The following is a 15,974-nucleotide window of genomic DNA, read 5'->3' on the forward strand; positions in this document are numbered from 1 at the left end:
ATAAGCATGAAAGCAGTAGGTTATCAACACTCACTGGCGAGCAGTGACCCGGCTGCATTGCTGGATATTGAGTTGCCGCAACCTGAAGCCTCGGGCCGCGATGTGCTGGTGAAGATCGCGGCGGTGTCGGTTAATCCGGTCGATACTAAAATTCGCAGCCGGGTGGCACCGGCAGAAGGCGAATATAAAGTACTCGGCTGGGATGCCGCAGGCGAAGTGGTAGCCTGCGGTGACGAAGTAACCATGTTTAAACCCGGAGACCAGGTTTATTATGCCGGGGCGCTTAATCGTAGCGGGTCTAATGCTGAGTACCAGTTAGTGGATGAACGGCTGGTGGCAATAATGCCGGCCAACTTAAGCTATGAGCAGGCAGCAGCCCTGCCATTAACTGCGATTACCGCCTGGGAATTGTTATTTGACCGGCTGGAGTTAAACCAGTCGAGTTTAAAGTATCCTCGCCCTTTACTGTTAATTACCGGCGCCGCCGGTGGCGTAGGCTCGGTGCTGGTGCAACTGGCCCGTAAGCTGACCAGTGTTTGTATCGTGGCAACGGCTTCACGCCCTGAAACTCAGCAATGGGTAAAAGAGCTGGGCGCACACTACGTAGTGGACCACAGTAAGCCACTGCAACCGCAATTAGCAGAGTTGGGTATGGAGTCGGTAAGCCATGTCGCCAGTTTAACCCATACCGATCAGCATTATCCTGAGCTGGTAAAATTGCTGGCGCCACAGGGTAAGCTGGCGCTGATTGATGACCCGGTTGGCGGCATCGATATTATGCCGTTAAAGCAGAAAAGTATTTCACTGCATTGGGAGTTTATGTTTACCCGTTCGCTGTTCGCGACGCCCGATATGCATTTGCAACATCAACTACTAACTGACTTAAGCCGCCTGATAGAGCAGGGCCAGATAAAAACCACCTTGCAGCAAACGTTGGGTACGATTAACGCCGCCAATTTACGCCAGGCTCATGCCTTGCTGGAAAGTGGCAAAGCCATCGGCAAAGTAGTGCTGGCCGGCTTTTAACCGGCCAGGCTTCGCAACTTGTTTGGTAACAGCTGTCTGACAAAAGCTGTCAGGCAATTTGCTGGTTATCTTGCTCAAAACTGTAACTGGCCTTAAACAATACTTGTTCCAGCGCCAGTTGCAGTGCTGTATTTATCGGGTAATGTTTATTCCCCAGCTGGTAATCCAGCTCATTGACCTGCTCTTTACTTTGCATCATCAACGGTGGTGGTTCGCTCTGCAGCATAATCAGGCTTTGCTGATACTTCGCTGGATTGTCACCTTTAATGGTTTTACAAACCGACAATGACGTCTGGCCGGTCTTATCACGATAACCTCCGGCGCCAAACATCCGGCAAATACTGGGGCGCTGCTGATAAACAGTACACTGACCCTGTTTGCCATCAAATGATAACTTCTGATAGAAAAAACAGCCCTGAGGCTCAGTTAGCTGGCCGAGTTGATCCAGTGTTTGCTCCGCTTTGCCCTGATCAAACAAGTGCAATGCCAGCGGCAACATTTCCAGCACGGTTGCCTCAATAGTCGGGGCCAGACAACATTCACCACAGCCGCTACGGCATTGTAAGCCCTGGCGTTGCTGATAACTGCTGAAGGTTTCCGCTATTTCGCCATACACAGCCTCAACACGGCGCGACAATTCACGCAGCCGTTGCATACAGACTCCGAACGAAATACATAAAGGGGTTTGCTTAATATAGAAACGACGGATTGTCGCCGCACCATTCTACGCTGAGCTGGATCTGCTCAGCAAGAGGGTGCTGCAAATATATACTCAGGCCAGCTTAACTGGTGAGCATCGGCTCGGTATACAGGTGGATCCGGTTTTGCCCTTTCGCCCTGGCACTGGCCGCAGCGGCGGCGGCTTGCATCAGAAAACTGTCGCTGTCCTGGCGGCTGTTATCAATAACCCGGATACCAATATTAATACTGATAGTAAACTGCTGTTGCTGCCAGCTGAAGTTAAAGGTTTTAACCTGATCTATCAGCCGGTAGGCGATAACTAACGCTTCGTTGGCATTTTTGCCAGGCGACAACAGGGCAAACTGATCTTTCTCCAGCCGGGCCAGCATATCGGCAGGGGCTAAATTCTGCTCCAGTTGCTGGCCCAACTGTTTTAACAGGCTGTCACCGGCATTGTGGCCAAAACGGTTATTAATCTCATTGAACTGGGCGACGTCAATAAATAGCAAGCTACTGTTTCGTTTCGCACCCTGATAAAGGCTACGGGTAAGTTGCTGCAGCAAATAATGACGGTTATACAGGCCAGTAATGGCATCATGGTTGGCCTGATAACTCAGCTGCTCATAAGCCAGCTTCTGTTTGCTGATATCAATGACTGAGCCATGAATAAAGGCTGGCTCAGTGGCGGTAGCTGGCACCAGCCGGGCCGATAATAAAGCCCAGAACGGGCTGCGATCGGCCCGCAAACCACGAATCTCGGCCTGTTGCTGACCAAATTTATGTAACTGGGAAATAAAATCCTGGCGCTCACTCGGGTTGGCATAAAAGCGGGCCATGCCGTTACCGCCGACATCCTGGCGCAACTCATTTATTTGTTGGTATCCCAGAATTTGCAGTAGCGCCAGATTGGCATCCAGCAACTGGCCGTCGGCATTACCAACAAACAACCCCTCTGTTGCCTGATTAAACAGTGTTTTGTATTTCGCCAGTTCTTTTAACGAGTCGTGATCGGTGGTCAGTTCAGCATGAATATGATCCAGACTAAAGTGAATCACCGTCATGCAAAGTAAAATAAGCAACAGCGTTAAATAATGCCACTCCAACAACTGTTTAAAGTAGCCCAGCTGCGCCGTGGTCAGAATAGCGGCACTGATTAACAGGAAAAAGCAGGCTAAGGCCAGCGAACGGGCACTTTTCTGGCCGGCAATGGCATAGTGCAGGGTTAGCAACATGTTGCTGCTGATAACCACAATAATACTGCCCAGTAACAACCAGAATCGCCATTCGCCACCAATCAGCAGCGGGCTGAATAGTAAACTCAGGCTTAGCAGATTATTAAAAATGTGCACCTTGTGCCAGAAAAACGATAACGGCTGCTCCAGCCTCGCCCGGATAAACAGGTTAAGACACAGTAGCGATAAACCGGCGAAAATGTACAGTACTGCCAGATTTATCGCCGGGTTATCCGGCCATAATAACGGGAACGCCAGGCCATTGAGAATAGCTAACACCATGGCAAAACAGCTGAAAAACAAGCCCTGATACAAACGCTGCCGCTGCCGTAACTGATTAAACATAATAAAACTATGCAGCGCCAGCATCAGCAGAATGCCGCTAAGCACGCCATCAAATATGGCATTACCCTGTTGTACACTGATAAAGGTGCCAGGCTGCCATAAGGTAATATCGCTGGGGACAATGGCTGCATCTAGCACCCGCAGGTATAAGTCGAACTCTTGCTCCGGTGCCAGATTAAGTTCAGTAACATAGCCCCGGTAAGGCAGCGCCCGTTCGTTAAAGGGGTAGTCATTGCCGGTGCGGTTAAGTAAATCAATATCTTTACTGGCGCGGTCAACCTGATAAACCTCAAGTTTATCTACCATCGGAAAATTATATTCCAGTAACCATGTGGCTGGGTGTTTGCTGGTGTTGCGCAGACGCGCTTTAAACCAGACCGGGTTGTTGTCGCTGACCAGGATCCGTTTGTCGTTCAGCACGGGCTGAAAACTATGGGTGTATGCCGGATCGGCCAGAATATCGTCCAGTGTGACGTCGCTGGCAGTATTGAGGAAGTACAGGTACAGAATGCTTGTTTTAGCAGTGGTATCGGCGTTAAGCCCGGTACTTTCGGTTTGTGAAGCCACTAACGGCCAGCTACAAAGCCATAATAACAAAACATATAACCAGGATTTTACTGGTACCACTGAGACTCTCCGTCGGCAGGAATATGAGCTGAAACAGCAAAACTTTAGCACAGTATGGCTGATCCCGGCATGGGTTTAACAGTAGCTTAGCCTAATTAATTACGTTTTAGCTATACAAAAATAACAAGATGGCTTAACCGTGACTGGCCAGATAATCAGCAATTTCAGCAATAAACTCACTGCCATAGCGGCTAAGTTTGGTATTACCCACCCCGGATACCGCCAGCATACTGTTGCTGTCGGTTGGCAGGCGCTGGCACATATCGATTAAGGTGGCGTCGCTGAATACCACAAAAGGCGGCACGTCGTCGCGCTCGGCCAGTTGTTTGCGTAAGGCGCGCAGGCGGCCAAATAGTGCCCGGTCATACTTCTGATTGCCCAGTTTCGCCGGCACTTTCTGACTGCTTTGTAACCGTGGTACAGCCAGTTGCAGGCTGGTTTCGCCGCGCAGCAGTGGCCGTGCCGCCGGCAATAACTGCAGCACCGAATTACGGGTAATATCTTGTTGTAAATAGCCAAAGTGCACCAACTGGCGTAGTACGCTCAGCCAGTAATCATGACTGTGATCTTTCCCCAGGCCCCAGGTACTGAGCTTATCATGCGCCTGCTCCCGGATTTTCTGGTTCAGGCTGCCGCGCAGTACTTCGATGACATGGGCCATACCATAACTTTGTTCTACCCGATACACGCACGATAAGGCTTTGCGGGCCAGCTCGGTAGCATCAAACTGCTGCGGTGGGTTTAAGCAAATATCACAGTTGCCACAGCGCTGTTGGCGGGCTTCGCCAAAGTAATTCAGCAGCACTAAGCGGCGGCAGGTCTGGGCTTCAGCAAAGGCCGCCATCGCCTGAAAGCGCTGCCAGGCCACTTCAGCCCGAGCCGGGTTTTCTTCGGCTTCCAGCCAGCGTTTCATCCTGGTAATATCCGCCGGGTCAAACAGCATCAACGCTTCAGCGGGCACGCCATCCCGGCCGGCCCGGCCGGTTTCCTGATAATACGCCTCAATGGTGCGCGGTAATTCAAAGTGAATAACAAAGCGGATATTGGATTTATTGACCCCCATGCCAAAGGCCACAGTAGCGACGATGATCTGAATATCATCCCGCTTAAAATCGTCCTGCACCCGGCCGCGCTGCTCGCTGTCGTGGCCGGCATGATACGCCGCTACTTTAAAACCGCGCTCACTGAGCTGGCTGCTCAGCTCATCCACTTTGCGCCGCGAGCTGCAATAAATAATACCGGCGCTGCCGTCCTGCTGTTTTAAATAACTGACCACCTGCTCCAGTGGCCGGAATTTTTCCTGTACGGTGTAGCGGATATTGGGCCGGTCGAAACTACCGGTATAAATGCAGGGGCTTTGCAAGGTTAGTTGCTGCACAATATCCTGGCGGGTGGCGATATCAGCGGTGGCGGTCAGTGCCATTACCGGCACAGTGGGAAAGCGCTGCTTTAATAGTGCCAGCGCCATATAATCGGGCCTGAAGTCATGGCCCCACTGCGAAATACAATGCGCTTCGTCAATCGCAAACAAGCTGACGCCAACGTCAGTTAGCCGGTCGAGGAAAGCCGGTTGCAATAACCGCTCGGGCGCAACATACAGCAGTTTCAGCTCACCGCGGCGCAGCCGGGCAAACACCTCGAATACCGCCTCGCGGCTTAAGCTGCTATTAACAAACTCGGCGGCAATGCCGTTAGCCTGCAGCGCGTCGACCTGATCTTTCATCAGTGACATCAGCGGCGACACCACAATAGTTACCTGGGGTAAATGCAGCGCGGGTAGCTGATAACACAGCGACTTACCGCCGCCGGTTGGTAGCAGCACAAAGCTGTCGCGGCCGTTTAAGGCTGCGTCAATGATTTCGGCCTGGCCGTCACGAAAGGCACTGTAACCAAAAGCTTGTTTAAGCGTCGCTAATAACTGTTCTGACACGCGTCATTTATACCCTGAAAAAAAGCAGCGGCTATTGTATGCGTTCCGCCCGCTGATTTACAGCTTTGCCGCTGCCGGATTTTTATGCTTGCATCACCATTGGTCAGACCAATTTAAAACCGGCGGGAGAGTTAAGGTTAATTTTGAGTTTATACTCTAATTAAAATTTGTTTTTGCCTTTGCTCTGAATCTCTGCTTTATTTACTTGTTATTGTAAAAATGCTACCGTAGCGCCACTTTTTAAGATTGGTAAGACCAATTTACCGTGCAGTTCTTAATAGCGGAATAGCAATGGCACTAAACAGGATTTAATTACCCCATTATGGCTGATCTGAAAATAAAGCCGGCAAAGCTGTCTGATCAGATAGTGACGCAACTGGAGCACCTGCTACTGGAAGGCAGTTTTGCGCCTGGCCAGAAGTTGCCGTCAGAGCGCGAACTGGCAGAGCGCTTTGCGGTGTCCCGGCCCTCGTTGCGCGAAGCCATTCAGAAGCTGGAAGCAAAGGGCTTAGTCAGCCGGCGCCAGGGCGGAGGCACCTACGTTTGCGATAATCTGGTCAAGGATTTAACCGATCCGCTGTTTAGCCTGATGGCCCAATACCCCGACTCACAATTTGATTTTCTGGAGTTTCGCCACGCTTTAGAAGGCATTTGTGCCTATTACGCGGCGCTGCGGGGCACCGAGAGCGACCACAAAAAAATCAGAAATTTATACGAAGAAATTTGCCTGAACCAGCAGTTTCAGGATGCGGAAGCAGAGGCCAAAGCGGTCAGCCAGTTTTATCTGGCGGTGGCCGAAGCATCACATAATGTGGTGTTACTGTATCTGGTCAGAAGTTTAACGCCATTAACTGAGCAGAATATTCGCTTAAATCTGGCGGCACTGCAACAGCGCGATGGTATAGCAGACAAGCTGAATGACCATCGGCGCCGCCTGATGCAGGCGGTAATCAGTCGTCAGCCGGAACTGGCCAGGCAGGCCAGCAATGGCCATTTAGCCTTTATTGAAGAAGCTCTGTTGGAACTGGACAAAGAACGCTCGCGGATTGAGCGTTCATTGCGTCGTTCACAGCAAGGCTGATAACTTAATAATTTTAAACGCCGCGGCGTGAACAACCATAGGAAACCTCGATATGTCTGAAGTCAGTAAGAATGACATCGACGCTCTGGAAACAAAAGAGTGGCTGGAAGCACTGGAATCAGTAGTGCGCACCGAAGGTGTCGAGCGGGCGCAGTTCCTGCTTGAACAGGTATTAGAGCAGGCCCGCTTAGAAGGCGTGGACATGCCGACCGGCGTTACCACCAACTACATTAATACCATTGTGCCCCAGCAAGAGCCGGCTTATCCGGGCGACGTTAACCTGGAGCGGCGCATCCGCTCGGTAATTCGCTGGAACGCCATTATGATTGTCCTGCGCGGCTCGAAAAAAGAGCTGGACCTGGGCGGCCATATGGCCTCGTTTCAATCTTCGGCGGCATTTTACGAAACCTGTTTTAACCACTTTTTCCGCGCGCCGAACGAGAAAGACGGTGGCGATTTAGTCTACTATCAGGGCCATATCTCACCGGGTATTTACGCCCGCGCTTTTGTTGAAGGCCGCTTAACCGCCGAGCAACTGGATGGTTTTCGCCAGGAAGTCGACGGCAAAGGTTTATCCAGCTACCCGCACCCGAAATTAATGCCCGAGTTCTGGCAGTTCCCTACCGTTTCTATGGGATTAGGCCCCATCGCTTCGATTTATCAGGCAAGGTTTTTAAAGTATCTGAATGGCCGCGGTTTAAAAGATACCACTGAACAGCGGGTGTATGCCTTTTTAGGTGACGGCGAGATGGACGAGCCGGAATCACGCGGTGCCATCAGCTTCGCCGCCCGCGAAAAACTGAACAACCTGTGCTTCCTGGTAAACTGTAACCTGCAGCGGCTTGATGGCCCGGTAATGGGTAACGGCAAAATTATTCAGGAGCTGGAAGGCTTGTTCCGCGGCGCCGGCTGGAACGTAATCAAGGTAGTCTGGGGCCGCGGCTGGGATAAGCTGCTGGCCAAAGACACCACAGGTAAGCTGTTACAGCTGATGAACGAAACGGTTGACGGTGATTACCAGGCATACAAAGCCAACGATGGTGCTTTCGTGCGTAAGCATTTCTTTGGTCGTTACCCGGAAACTGCAGCATTAGTTGCCGATATGACCGACGAAGAAATTTTCGCCTTAAAACGCGGCGGCCACGAGCCATCCAAGCTGTTTGCTGCCTTTAAAGCGGCCCAGAATTGCACCGACAAGCCTACTGTTATTTTAGCTAAAACCGTGAAAGGTTATGGCATGGGCGATGCGGCCGAGGGTAAGAACATTGCCCACCAGGTGAAGAAAATGGACATGACCCACGTGCTGCAACTGCGCAAGCGCCTGGGCCTGGAAGATTACATCAGTGAAGATGCGGTCGCCGACTTACCCTACATTGAACTGCCGAAAGACTCGCCAGAGCTGCAGTATCTGCACGACCGGCGTAAAGCGCTGCACGGTTACACCCCGGTGCGGCTGCCTAACTTTACCAAGCCATTAACCCTGCCAGAGCTGGATGCGTTTGAGTCGTTATTAACCGAGCAAAAACGTGAAATCTCTACCACCATGGGTTACACCCGAATTCTGAATATTTTGCTGAAAGACGAGCATATCGGTAAGCAAATTGTGCCGATTATTGCTGATGAAGCCCGTACCTTCGGCATGGAAGGCTTGTTCCGGCAGATTGGTATTTATAACCCGGGTGGCCAGACTTACACCCCGGAAGACCGCTCGGTGGTCAGCTACTACAAAGAAGACACCGGCGGCCAGGTATTGCAGGAAGGTATTAACGAGCTGGGCGCCATGTCATCCTGGGTGGCGGCGGCAACGTCGTACAGCACCAACGATTTACCGATGATCCCGTTCTACATTTATTACTCGATGTTTGGTTTCCAGCGGGTCGGCGATATGGCCTGGATGGCGGGTGACCAACAAGCGCGGGGCTTCCTGTTGGGCGCTACGGCTGGCCGTACAACGCTAAACGGCGAAGGTCTGCAGCACGAAGATGGCCACAGCCATGTCCTGGCAAGTACAGTGCCTAACTGTATTTCATACGATCCGACGTACGTTTATGAACTGGCCGTAATCATGCAGGACGGTATCCGCCGTATGTACGGCCCGGATCAGGAAAACATTTATTACTACATTACGGTAATGAATGAAAACTACCACCATCCGGCTATGCCAAAAGGCGCCGAGGAAGGTATTCGCCGCGGTATTTACAAGCTGGAATCGCACAACGGTGATCGCGGCAAAGTGCAGCTGTTAGGCTCGGGCACCATCTTTAATGAGGTGCGTAAAGCGGCCGAGATTTTAAGTAAAGATTACGGTGTCGCCTCTGACGTGTACTCGGTAACCTCGTTTAACGAGCTGGCGCGCGATGGCCAGGACGTGGAGCGTTACAACATGCTGAACCCGGATGCGAAAGAGAAAACTGCTTTTGTCGCCACGGTAATGGGCAAGGCACCGGCCATTGCCGCCACCGATTATATGAAAAACTACGCCGATCAAATTCGGGCCTTTATTCCGGCAGTATCTTACAAGGTGCTGGGTACCGACGGTTATGGCCGCTCTGATAGCCGCGAGAACCTGCGTCGTCATTTTGAAGTAAACGCCGGTTATATTGTGGTAGCAGCGTTAACCGAACTGGTTAAGCAAGGCGAGCTGAAAAAAGCGGTGGTAAGCGAGGCCATTAAGAAATTTGGCATAGATGCAACCAAAACCAACCCGCTGTACGCGTAAGGGGATAACTTATGACGATTGAAATTAAGGTACCGGACATTGGTGCAGATGAGGTTGAAGTAACCGAAATACTGGTAAAGGTTGGCGATAAAGTCGAACCGGAACAGTCTTTAATTAATGTGGAAGGCGATAAAGCCGCCATGGAAATACCCGCCAGCGAAGGCGGCGTAGTCAAAGAGATTAAAGTGAAAACCGGTGAGATGGTTAAAACCGGCAGTCTGATTATGGTATTCGAAGGTGACGCTGACAACGCTGATAGCAAAGATGATGCTAAAAAGTCTGAAGACAAAAAGTCAGATGAGTCTGCTGCAGACGATAAAAAGTCGGACGATAAAAAACCAGCTGATAAAAAATCCGGCGGCGGTGCCAGCAAAGATGTTGAAGTCCCCGACATTGGTGGCGATCCGGTTGAAGTAACCGAAATTCTGGTAAAAGTTGGCGACACTGTAACTGCCGACCAGTCTCTGCTCAGCGTTGAAGGTGACAAAGCCAGTATGGAAGTACCGGCACCGTTCGATGGCAAAGTGAAAGAGATTAAGGTCAGTGTTGGCGATAAAGTGTCGACCGGCAGCCTGATTATGATATTTGAAACCGCTGACGATGTTGGCGATGCCGATGATAGCGATGCCGATGCGGCTGACAGCGCAAGCGACAGTAAAGACAGCAGCAAATCAGACGGTAGCAGCGACAGCAAAGCCTCTGAGCAAAGCGACAGCAAGCAAGACAGCAAGGCAGCTGCCAGCTCAGACACTGCTGCTAAAGGCGAAGGCTTTGTTGAAAACAGCGCCTATGCCCACGCCTCCCCGGTTATCCGCCGTTTAGCCCGCGAGTTTGGTATTAACCTGGCTAAAGTTAAGGGTACTGGCCGTAAAGGCCGGGTTGTGAAAGAAGATGTGCAAAACTACGTCAAGCAGCTGGTGAAACAGGCTGAAAGCGGCGGCGCTGCTGCAGGCTCTGGTGCTGGCAGTAGCATGGGCTTTGATTTAATTGCCTGGCCAAAAGTTGATTTTGCCAAATTCGGCGAAGTGGAAAGTAAGCCGTTATCGCGTATTCAGAAGCTGTCGGGTAATAACCTGCACCGCAACTGGGTGCGTATTCCGCATGTTACCCAGTTCGACGAAGCCGACATTACCGGCCTGGAAGACTTCCGCAAAGAGCAAAATGCTTTAGCCGAGAAGAAGAAAATGGGTGTTAAATACACCCCGCTGGTATTTATTATGAAAGCGGTTGCCAAGGCGCTGGAAGAATTCCCTACTTTCTGCAGTTCATTGTCAGAAGATGGCCAGAGCCTGATAATGAAAAAGTACATTCACCTTGGTATAGCGGTAGATACGCCCAATGGTTTAGTAGTGCCGGTAGTGAAAGATGTTAACAAAAAAGGCATTATTGAGCTGTCACGCGAGTTGATGGAAATATCCTCCAAGGCACGCGAAGGCAAACTCAGCTCTGCTGATATGCAGGGCGGCTGCTTTACGATTTCAAGCTTAGGTGGCATTGGCGGTACGGCGTTTACGCCGATTGTGAATGCACCGGAAGTGGCCATTCTGGGGGTGTCTAAATCAGAAGTTAAACCAAAATGGAACGGTAAAGAGTTCGAGCCTAAGTTAATGGTGCCGTTATCGGTATCGTACGACCATAGGGTAATTGACGGTGCCCTGGCGGCACGCTTTACTGCCACTTTAGCCAGCTATCTGGCCGATATCCGGCAAATTATTATGTAAAACCGGCTTACGCCAGCAAAAACTGGCGTAATTTTGCAGTAGTAACGCAATCTTGGGTTACAGAGTGGCGGCGCAGATGGTAAAATTCCGCCAATTTTTCGCCTGATGGCCGTGCCCTACAATGTGCTGCCGGGGCTGTAACCCGATAATGACCCGATAAAGAAAGGTATAACAATGAGCAACGATATTAAAACTCAGTTAGTCGTCGTGGGCGCAGGCCCTGGTGGTTATTCAGCGGCATTCCGTGCAGCCGACTTAGGCTTAGAGGTTACTCTGGTTGAAGCGCGCAGCACCTTGGGTGGCGTTTGCTTAAACGTCGGTTGTATTCCGTCAAAAGCCTTATTACACGTTGCTAAAGTGATTGACGATGCCCACGATATGGCCTCACACGGCGTCACTTTCGGTGAGCCAAAAATCGATTTAGACAAAATCCGCGACTGGAAAGACAAAGTAGTAGGCCAGTTAACCAACGGCCTGGGCGGCATGGCGAAAATGCGCAAAGTGAAGGTGGTTAATGGTTTCGGTAAATTTACCGGTGCTAACACCTTACAGGTTGGCGACACTAAAATTACCTTTGAACACGCCATTATTGCCGCGGGTTCAGAGCCGGTATCGCTGCCGTTTATTCCAAAAGACGACGACCGGGTTATCGACTCTACCGGCGCACTGGAATTAAAAGACATTCCGGGCGAAATGCTGGTATTAGGTGGTGGTATTATCGGCCTGGAAATGGGCACCGTATACCGCGCACTGGGTTCTAAAGTATCGGTAGTAGAATTTGCCGACCAGTTAGTACCGGCAGCCGACGCTGACTTAGTAAAAGCCTATACCAAGTACAACAGCAAGAAATTCAACATTATGCTGTCAACCAAGGTTACCGCAGTTGAAGCCAAGAAAGACGGTTTATACGTTACGTTTGAAGGCAAAAACGCACCGGATAAAGCGGTACGTTACGACAAAATTCTGGTTGCAGTTGGCCGTAAGCCAAACGGTAACCTGTTAGACGCCACCAAAGCGGGCGTTGAAGTAGACGAGCGCGGTTTTATCAATGTTGATAAGCAACTGCGTACCAACGTGAAACACATTCACGCCATTGGCGACGTTATCGGCCAGCCGATGTTAGCGCACAAAGCGGTACACGAAGGCCACGTAGCGGCTGAAGTTATCTCTGGTATGAAGCACTACTTCGACCCACGCTGCATTCCATCAGTAGCCTACACCGACCCGGAAATGGCCTGGACCGGCATTACCGAGAAAGAAGCGAAAGAGCAGGGCGTAAAAGTAGAAACCGCGACCTTCCCATGGGCAGCATCAGGCCGTGCCATCGCCTCAGCCCGTACTGAAGGCTTCACCAAGCTAATCTTCGACAAAGAAACTCACCGCATTTTAGGTGGCGCTATTGTCGGTATTAACGCTGGTGAAATGCTGGGCGAAATCTGCTTAGCAGTAGAAATGGGTGCCGACGCCGAAGATATCGCGTTAACCATTCACGCGCACCCAACGCTGAACGAGTCTATCGGCTTAGCCGCCGAAATATACGAAGGCTCAATCACCGATCTGCCAAACCCTAAAGCCAAGAAAAAGTAATTTTTCGACGTTCTAGATAAAACAAAGGCCGCATTTGCGGCCTTTGTTGTTTTTGCCTGCCTTGTAATTTAGCTACCTTTAAACCATACTGCCTTTGTGCATGATTAAATACATAGTAATGTACACATATGTGTAATTTTTTCTTGAGGTGGGTTATGGCGTCACATGCTATTTTAGCGGAAAAGGCGGTTTCGGTATCTGAAGCCCGCAAAAACTTAAGCCAGTATTTTATCGATGAACCCGTGGCTGTGTTGTCGAATAACAAGCCCACCGGTTATATGCTAAGTGCTGATCTATATGAAAAAATGCTGCGGATTATTGAGGCGTCCGGCGCAGCAGAGCCGGGGTTCTTCCGGCCAAGCGCGGTAAGGTTGAAGGAAATAAGCCGGATCAGTGAGAAACTGCTGTTAGAGGCCGATGCAGCCAAGTTGAGCGAATTTAGCGAGTGATCCGGGTATTTACCAGCAAGGTCCTTGATGAAGCGCTAATGCCAGCAGAGCGAACCGCGTTAATCCAGGATTTTAAGCAGTATAAGACTGGAGTGCTACCGGCCCTGTTTGGTAAAGATGTACCGTACGACCATCCATTTAACCTCGACGTCATTAAGCAAGAGCAAGTAAGGCATATTCATCTGGCAGCAAATGGATCTGGGTTTCCGGTTTTGCTGGCCCAACTAAAACGCATCAGCGATACCCATTTGGTATACTGCCGGGGCTTTACGAATGAAAACTGCTACTTGCTAATGGCCATTCTAAAACCCAACGCCCATGATTTGGCCAAATCTAACCAACTAATGTACCAGCTTGGTTTGATGGCGCAGGCTTTTCGACAGCAGCTTTAAGGCATAGTGAGTAAATTTAAATTTTAACTGATTGCCGCTAAGTCTTTACCTTGCTAGCATCACCATTCCATATATCAGGTACGACTTATGCGCTTTTGGCTATTTACCTTGTTGCTGCTTTTGCTTAGATCGCCGCTGGCTTATAGCCAACAACAATACACAGAAGCTGCCTGTATTTTGCTGCAACAGCAAATAGAGCGCTTTAGCCCTCAGCCGCAGTTAAGTACTTACCAGGACAGCAAACGCCAGTTTGATAAGCATTGTCAGAAGCCTATACCGGCGCCTGATAAACCGCTGGTATTAACCAATATTCCAGCTAAGTCGGCCATGCCGCCGGCTAACACTGCTGCGGAGAGTGTGGCTGCGCCAGCAAACCCATCTGCACAGGTACAAAAATTCGATATAGGCGCTATGATGCTTAGCCTGTTTACGCCTTATATTCCTTACATTATTGGCACGCTGTTGCTTTTAGTGCTGCCCGGCTTGCTAATTGCTTTGGTGTTTGGCAATAAGGCGAGATTTTTGGGGGCTATGGCCGAACGGCAACTGCATCGGCTGTTAGTGCGCAACTTACCAGTAGCTTATCAACATTACCGCAATTTGATCCTGGAAACAGCCAAGGGAGATTTAACCGAGATTGACCATCTTGTGCTAAGCCCATTTGGGATTTTTGTGATTGAAGTGAAAAACTATAAAGGCTGGATTTTTGGCAGTGAACACCAGCCTCAGTGGACAGTACAGCATTTTCGCAGTAAAGGCAGTTTTCAAAACCCTTTGCATCAGAACAGTAAACATACCGCCGCAGTAAAGTTTGCTCTGGGAATAAGTTTACATGACAGCAAGCAGGTGCATTCCATAGTTGCTTTTAGCGACCGCGCAGAGCTCAGAACGTCGCTACCGGCGCAGGTTTGCTATATCAGACAGGTGGCAGCGTATATTCAGCAATTTACCCAGCCTTGTTTTAGTGATGAACAGCTGCGCCAGTTTACAGCCAGACTGAATATTATGGCTTCAAAGCAAAGAAATCTGCGTAAAGTGCACCTGAAACAAGTTAAGAGCCGGCAATGATATAGGGGAACACATGAAACCGGATGAAAGTTCAGTTGTACCCGCAATGAATGTCTGAGATTATTGAGTTGGTTATTTAGAAAAGGATTTCACATGAAAAAGTTGCTGGTTTTATTACTGGTGTTGGCTGGTATCTACCATTTTCAAGGTAGTAATATTAGCAAAGGCTTTAATGACGGTTTTAACAATGTTGTAGCTGAACAGAACGCCTCCACCCAATCACATCAGTCTGCACAAGAACGGGAGCTACAAAGAACTTTACAACGGATCCGTAGCAATGGCCCGTTCCCTTATGATCGCGATGGTATAACCTTTCAAAACAGAGAACGTTTGTTACCGTCTAAACCAAACGGTTACTACCGGGAATATACTGTTGATACACCCGGCCTTTCCCATCGTGGGCCGCGGCGGGTAGTAACTGGCGGCAATCCGCCGGTAGTATTTTATTACACCGAAGATCATTACCGGTCCTTTCGTACCATTTCTGGTGCGCCATGATCAAGCAAGCCAATAACAATCAGATTATATTGCAGCATGCCATTGCCCCCGCCAATGCTATTTGCCTTGCGCAAGATGGCAAACTTAACAAACAGAGTATTTTAACTTGCTTGCAAAAGCATTTTTCGTTTCCCGATTATTTCGGCGGAAATTTCGACGCCGCTTATGACTTGTTGCTGGATATTGTTGATACCCTGACCGCACCAACCCTCTGGCGTTTTTGCACTGGCAGCCAACCAACAACGGATAGTGATGCGCTTGCCAGCTGGCAGCAATTAATGCAAGACCTGATGCACTATGCCGACAGTAAAGGGGTAAAGCTGCAGGTTGAGTTATTTATCGAACCTTAAATAGTGCGTTCGGGTAAGTCTTAAAAGTTGTAATATCGGGGTCAAATAAAAATCTAAATTGCAGTTCGAAAAAGTGGCGCTGTGTCGCCTGAAAGTATTTCTGTACTAAAATCTCGTTACATTTTCTGCGGTGAATTCCTGCCGATGAGCTGCTATAAAATTAGGGTCAGATACTGAGGTATCCCCACAAAATTGTTAGCTAAAACAAAAAGATGAATTCAGAAGGAACATTCATGGCGTTCGGTGATCAGATCAATCGCCAAACATC

Annotated in this window: 13 protein-coding genes; 10 read left to right on the forward strand and 3 right to left on the reverse strand. The window is 49.8% G+C overall.

Translation table 11 applies throughout. From position 1 onward, the window contains the following. Positions 1 to 6 precede the first annotated feature (6 nt). A complete protein-coding gene (locus CRO03_RS06850; protein ID WP_097110862.1) occupies positions 7 to 1,026 on the forward strand; it encodes a zinc-binding alcohol dehydrogenase family protein in 1,020 nt (339 codons plus the stop codon). A 49-nt stretch (positions 1,027 to 1,075) separates the two neighbouring features. On the opposite strand, the gene CRO03_RS06855 is transcribed toward CRO03_RS06850, so the two are convergent. From CRO03_RS06855 to recQ, 3 genes are all read right to left on the reverse strand, one after another. After that, positions 1,076 to 1,681: a YkgJ family cysteine cluster protein gene (locus CRO03_RS06855; protein ID WP_097110863.1), complete on the reverse strand. Its 606-nt coding sequence runs from the start codon at positions 1,679 to 1,681 to the stop codon at positions 1,076 to 1,078. Positions 1,682 to 1,808: 127 nt separating this feature from the next. Continuing rightward, positions 1,809 to 3,851, reverse strand: a complete 2,043-nt coding sequence (locus CRO03_RS06860) for a sensor domain-containing diguanylate cyclase (protein ID WP_141397733.1) — start codon at positions 3,849 to 3,851, stop codon at positions 1,809 to 1,811. 193 nt (positions 3,852 to 4,044) lie between these two features. Beyond that, positions 4,045 to 5,841: a DNA helicase RecQ gene (recQ, locus tag CRO03_RS06865; RefSeq protein WP_097110865.1), complete on the reverse strand. Its 1,797-nt coding sequence runs from the start codon at positions 5,839 to 5,841 to the stop codon at positions 4,045 to 4,047. 322 nt (positions 5,842 to 6,163) lie between these two features. Here recQ and pdhR point away from each other — a divergent pair, with 322 nt between their 5' ends. From pdhR to CRO03_RS06910, 9 genes are all read left to right on the forward strand, one after another. Then, positions 6,164 to 6,922, forward strand: a complete 759-nt coding sequence (pdhR, locus tag CRO03_RS06870) for a pyruvate dehydrogenase complex transcriptional repressor PdhR (RefSeq protein ID WP_097110866.1) — start codon at positions 6,164 to 6,166, stop codon at positions 6,920 to 6,922. A 52-nt stretch (positions 6,923 to 6,974) separates the two neighbouring features. Continuing rightward, on the forward strand, positions 6,975 to 9,641 hold the full coding sequence (gene aceE, locus CRO03_RS06875) for a pyruvate dehydrogenase (acetyl-transferring), homodimeric type (RefSeq protein WP_097110867.1): 2,667 nt from the start codon (positions 6,975 to 6,977) through the stop codon (positions 9,639 to 9,641). Positions 9,642 to 9,652: 11 nt separating this feature from the next. After that, a complete protein-coding gene (gene aceF, locus CRO03_RS06880; RefSeq protein ID WP_097110868.1) occupies positions 9,653 to 11,362 on the forward strand; it encodes a dihydrolipoyllysine-residue acetyltransferase in 1,710 nt (569 codons plus the stop codon). A gap of 174 nt (positions 11,363 to 11,536) precedes the next feature. Then, the gene (lpdA, locus tag CRO03_RS06885; protein WP_097110869.1) at positions 11,537 to 12,949 is read left to right on the forward strand and encodes a dihydrolipoyl dehydrogenase; all 1,413 of its coding nucleotides are present in this window, start codon (positions 11,537 to 11,539) and stop codon (positions 12,947 to 12,949) included. Between the two features lie 155 nt (positions 12,950 to 13,104). After that, complete coding sequence (gene yafN, locus CRO03_RS06890; protein ID WP_097110870.1) at positions 13,105 to 13,398, forward strand: type I toxin-antitoxin system antitoxin YafN; 294 nt, start codon at positions 13,105 to 13,107, stop codon at positions 13,396 to 13,398. Continuing rightward, complete coding sequence (locus CRO03_RS06895) at positions 13,395 to 13,790, forward strand: type II toxin-antitoxin system YafO family toxin (RefSeq protein ID WP_097110871.1); 396 nt, start codon at positions 13,395 to 13,397, stop codon at positions 13,788 to 13,790. The genes yafN and CRO03_RS06895 overlap by 4 nt, the downstream gene beginning before the upstream one ends. Positions 13,791 to 13,877: 87 nt before the next feature. After that, the gene (locus tag CRO03_RS18520) at positions 13,878 to 14,858 is read left to right on the forward strand and encodes a nuclease-related domain-containing protein (RefSeq protein ID WP_097110872.1); all 981 of its coding nucleotides are present in this window, start codon (positions 13,878 to 13,880) and stop codon (positions 14,856 to 14,858) included. Positions 14,859 to 14,951: 93 nt separating this feature from the next. Beyond that, positions 14,952 to 15,356: a guanyl-specific ribonuclease gene (locus tag CRO03_RS06905; RefSeq protein WP_097110873.1), complete on the forward strand. Its 405-nt coding sequence runs from the start codon at positions 14,952 to 14,954 to the stop codon at positions 15,354 to 15,356. Continuing rightward, positions 15,353 to 15,706 (forward strand): barstar family protein, encoded by a 354-nt coding sequence (locus CRO03_RS06910; RefSeq protein ID WP_097110874.1) that lies wholly within the window; start codon positions 15,353 to 15,355, stop codon positions 15,704 to 15,706. Before CRO03_RS06905 ends, CRO03_RS06910 begins: the two co-directional genes overlap by 4 nt. The last annotated feature ends 268 nt before the right edge of the window (positions 15,707 to 15,974 follow it).

Origin of the sequence: Arsukibacterium tuosuense (assembly GCF_900215315.1) — a bacterium.
In the GTDB taxonomy this organism is placed as follows: Bacteria; Pseudomonadota; Gammaproteobacteria; order Enterobacterales; family Alteromonadaceae; genus Alishewanella; species Alishewanella tuosuense.

Coding starts and splice junctions, on each gene's coding strand:
- CRO03_RS06850 (WP_097110862.1), top strand. CDS start 7: ATGAAAGCAGTAGGTTATCAACACTCACTGGCGAGCAGTGACCCGGCT.
- CRO03_RS06910 (WP_097110874.1), top strand. CDS start 15,353: ATGATCAAGCAAGCCAATAACAATCAGATTATATTGCAGCATGCCATT.
- aceE (WP_097110867.1), top strand. CDS start 6,975: ATGTCTGAAGTCAGTAAGAATGACATCGACGCTCTGGAAACAAAAGAG.
- lpdA (WP_097110869.1), top strand. CDS start 11,537: ATGAGCAACGATATTAAAACTCAGTTAGTCGTCGTGGGCGCAGGCCCT.
- pdhR (WP_097110866.1), top strand. CDS start 6,164: ATGGCTGATCTGAAAATAAAGCCGGCAAAGCTGTCTGATCAGATAGTG.
- yafN (WP_097110870.1), top strand. CDS start 13,105: ATGGCGTCACATGCTATTTTAGCGGAAAAGGCGGTTTCGGTATCTGAA.
- CRO03_RS18520 (WP_097110872.1), top strand. CDS start 13,878: ATGCGCTTTTGGCTATTTACCTTGTTGCTGCTTTTGCTTAGATCGCCG.
- CRO03_RS06905 (WP_097110873.1), top strand. CDS start 14,952: ATGAAAAAGTTGCTGGTTTTATTACTGGTGTTGGCTGGTATCTACCAT.
- CRO03_RS06855 (WP_097110863.1), bottom strand. CDS start 1,681: ATGCAACGGCTGCGTGAATTGTCGCGCCGTGTTGAGGCTGTGTATGGC.
- aceF (WP_097110868.1), top strand. CDS start 9,653: ATGACGATTGAAATTAAGGTACCGGACATTGGTGCAGATGAGGTTGAA.